The 3445-nt window shown below is 67.9% G+C and carries 3 protein-coding genes and 1 tRNA gene; all 4 read right to left on the bottom strand.

Annotated elements, in window-relative coordinates; genetic code table 11:
• Positions 1-169: 169 nt before the first annotated feature.
• Entirely contained in the window at positions 170-1960 is a 1791-nt protein-coding gene (locus O0J73_RS21870) for an acyl-CoA dehydrogenase C-terminal domain-containing protein (protein WP_308309628.1), read from the bottom strand.
• 64 nt (positions 1961-2024) lie between these two features.
• Positions 2025-2501, bottom strand: coding sequence for an LEA type 2 family protein (locus O0J73_RS21865; RefSeq protein ID WP_006457727.1), 477 nt, complete (start codon positions 2499-2501; stop codon positions 2025-2027).
• Between the two features lie 164 nt (positions 2502-2665).
• On the bottom strand, positions 2666-3217 hold the full coding sequence (locus O0J73_RS21860) for a lipocalin family protein (RefSeq protein WP_308309627.1): 552 nt from the start codon (positions 3215-3217) through the stop codon (positions 2666-2668).
• Between the two features lie 151 nt (positions 3218-3368).
• Positions 3369-3444, bottom strand: a tRNA-Phe gene (locus O0J73_RS21855).
• Between the last annotated feature and the right edge of the window lies 1 nt (position 3445).

Here is a 3445-nt window from a genome sequence, read left to right as displayed (position 1 = left end):
TTGCTCGTGTGCGCAGGACAGCGCACACGAGCAAGGCGCCATCGAGCCCCCAGGGATGGGTTTACGGCGTGTCCTGCCAGCGCACACCGCCCCGTCATCCCTCACATTGCAGCTGTTGCGGTTGCCGGCCAGCGGCCGGCACTACCGCGGGTGCCGGGCGCGGCCCGGCTCAGGCGCCGAAGCGCTCGTCGTCCATCGCCATCAGCGGGGCGGCGCCGGCCTGGATCGCGGCGGCGTGGCTGAGCGTGCGCGGCAGCACCCGGGCGAAGTAGAACCGAGCGGTCTCGCGCTTGCCCTGGGCGAAGGCGGCGCCGTGCGCGCTGGCATCGGCGGCGGCCACGCTGCGGGCCCACCAGTAGGCCAGCACCACGTAACCCGAATAGAACAGGTAGTCGTAGCTGGCCGCACCCAGTTCGTCCGGGTTGGCGGCCGCGCGCTTCAGCACGTCCATCGTCAGCGCGCCCCACTCGCTGGCCTTGGCGCGCAGCGGGCCAATGAACTCGGCCAGCGCCTCGTTGCCTTCATGTTCCTTGGCGAAGGCTTCGATTTCGGCCAGCATCAGCTTCAGGCCGGCGCCCTGGCTGGACGCGGTCTTGCGCCCGATCAGGTCCAGCGCCTGGATGCCGGTGGTGCCTTCGTACAGCGTGGTGATGCGCGCATCGCGGGCCAGCTGTTCCATGCCGTGTTCGCGGATGTAGCCGTGGCCACCGAAGCACTGCAGGGCGTTGTAGGTGTTCTCGATGCCCCATTCGGTCTGGCAGGCCTTCGAGATGGGCGTGAGGAAACTCACCAGGGTGTCGGCGCGCTCGCGCTCGGCGGCGTCCTCGGCGTGGTGGGCCACGTCGATCAGGGTGGCCGCGTGCAGGGCCAGCAGGCGGCTGCCTTCGACCAGCGACTTCACCGTCAGCAGCATACGGCGCACATCCGGGTGGACCAGGATCGGGTCGGCCGGCTTGTCTGGGAACTTGGCGCCACTGAGTGCACGCGACTGCAGCCGCTCACGGCTGTACTTCAGCGCGTTCTGGTAGGCGCGCTCGGACAGGCCGATGCCCTGCAGGCCGACGCCCAGGCGTGCGGTGTTCATCATGGTGAACATCGCCTGCAGGCCCTTGTGCGGCTGGCCGACCAGGTAGCCCTGCGCGCCATCGAAGTTCATCACGCAGGTGACCGAGCCCTTGATGCCCATCTTGTGCTCGATCGAACCGCAGCGCAGCGCGTTGCGCTCGCCGACGTTGCCGTCGCGGTCGACCTTGAACTTGGGGGTGACGAACAGCGAGATGCCCTTGGCGCCCGCAGGGGCGTCGGGCAGCTTGGCCAGCACCAGGTGCACGATGTTGCCGGTCAGGTCGTGCTCGCCAGCGGTGATGAAGATCTTGGTGCCGGTGATGGCGTAGCTGCCGTCGGCGTTCGGCTCGGCCTTGGTCTTGAGCAGCCCCAGGTCGGTGCCGCAATGCGGTTCGGTCAGGCACATGGTGCCGGTCCAGCGGCCTTCGATCAGCGGCTTGAGGAAGGCCTCGTGCTGCCACGCTTCGCCATGCTGCTTCAGTGCTTCGATGGCGCCGTGCGAGAGCAGCGGGAAGTTGCCCCATGCCAGGTTGGCGGCGTTGATCATTTCGTTGAGCGGTACGCCCAGGGTGTGCGGCAGGCCCTGGCCACCCAGTTCCGGCGAAGCGGTCAGGCCGGTCCAGCCGCCGTCGACGAACTGGTCGTAGGCCTGCTTGAAGCCGGGCGGCGTGGTCACCTCACCGGTGGCCTGGTCGAGCACGCAGCCGATCTCGTCACCCACGCTGTTGAGCGGGGCCAGCACGGTGGCGCTGAAGCGCCCGGCTTCTTCCAGCACGGCATCGACCACGTCGGCGGTGGCGTCGGTGAAGCCCAGGCGGGCGAACAGGGGTTCGACCTTGAGCACGTCGTGCAGGGCGAAACGGAGGTCGGAAAGCGGGGCGGTGTAGCTGCTCATCGGTACGTCTCGATTTGATCAGGGGCAGGGGAGCGGCGCCGGGCGCCGCGGCGGAAGCGGGGATTCAGCGCAGCACGCCGGGCAGGCCGGGGGCCTGGTTGAGGGTGCTGCGGCTGCTGATGTCGAAGCTGCGCTGCTTCTTTTCCTGCGGCGTGGCGGCCACCGTTCCCTTCAGGCCGTAGGCCAGGGTGCGGTTGCCGGCCAGCGCGTCGGCCACGATCAGGCGCGCGGCCGAGCTGGGCACAAGGTCGACATTGATGACGTCGGCCGAGGTGCCGCCAATGGAAATGCCCGGCCTGGCCTGCAGGGTGCCGGCTTCGCTGTCGCCAACGGTCAATGCCAGCGAAACGTCATCGAAGGTCATCGGCATCGAGCTGAAGTTCTGCAGGCGCAGGGCCACGGTCCAGTTGCCATCGGCGCGCACGGTCAGTTGCTGCAGGCTGGCCGCCGGTTCCGAAACACGCTTGACGATGCCGTTGTTGCAGGCAACAAGGGCGAGGGTGCACAGAACGATCAAGGCGATACGGAAACGGTGGAGCATGGGCGCAAGTCCTCTGGAGGGGGTGCGTTGGGATAAGCATACTACGGCGTATGGTTGTTTGGGTCGCCGGTGACGACCCGCCGCAGAGGGTAGCGCGTGAAGATGGCGGCCGGGCGTGCGCGGCGCCGGATCGTCCACGTCGGGTGCGCGGCTCGCGCCGCGGTTCACTTGGCGGGCGATTCCCGCAACGGTGCCATCTGGCGCAGCGGGCCGAGGTCGTAGCCCATGGATTCGGCCGTTGCTTTGAGCTGTTCGAACCGCGCGCGCTCCATTTCCGGCACGCGCGAGAGAATCCACAGGTATTTGCGGCCGGGTTCGCCGACCAGGGCCCACTGGTAGTCCGGGTCCAGCGCCAGCACCCAGTAATCGGCCCAGACCAGCGGTACCCAGCTCAGCCAGTCCGGCACGAAGCGCACCTGCAGTTGGCCGGGGTGGCCGGGTACCGGGCGCGCCACGCCTTCGGCAACCACGCGCTCGCCTTCGCCGTTGCGGCAGGCATTGGTGACGCTGATCCTGCCGTCGCGGCGCAGCCCGTAGTTGGCGGTGATCTCGCCGACGCATTGCTTCTGGAACGAGACCGGCAGGTGCGCGATCTCGTGCCATTGGCCGGCATAGCGATCGATGTCCAGGGTTTCGACCGCGCGCACCGGCTCGACGGCGAGCACCGGGGCGGTGGCCAGCAGCAGGCAGGCGAGCAGGGCGGGACGCAGGTGCATCGACAGGCTCCAGGCAGGAGTCTGGAGCGTAGGTGCGGCGACGCGTGCCGCGTGTAAATGTTTCGTCAAGCAGGTGCAGTGGGGCCGGGCCACACGCGGATGGCAAGCCTCAGGCAAAAAAAAGACCCGCATTTCTGCAGGTCTTTGAAGATGGTGGCCGAAGACGGAATCGAACCGCCGACACGGGGATTTTCAATCCCCTGCTCTACCAACTGAGCTACTCGGCCA

The sequence above is a fragment of the Stenotrophomonas sp. Sm6012 genome (genome assembly GCF_030985895.1).
Lineage (GTDB): Bacteria > Pseudomonadota > Gammaproteobacteria > Xanthomonadales > Xanthomonadaceae > Stenotrophomonas > Stenotrophomonas forensis.
This window is presented reverse-complemented; position numbering and strand designations above follow the sequence as displayed.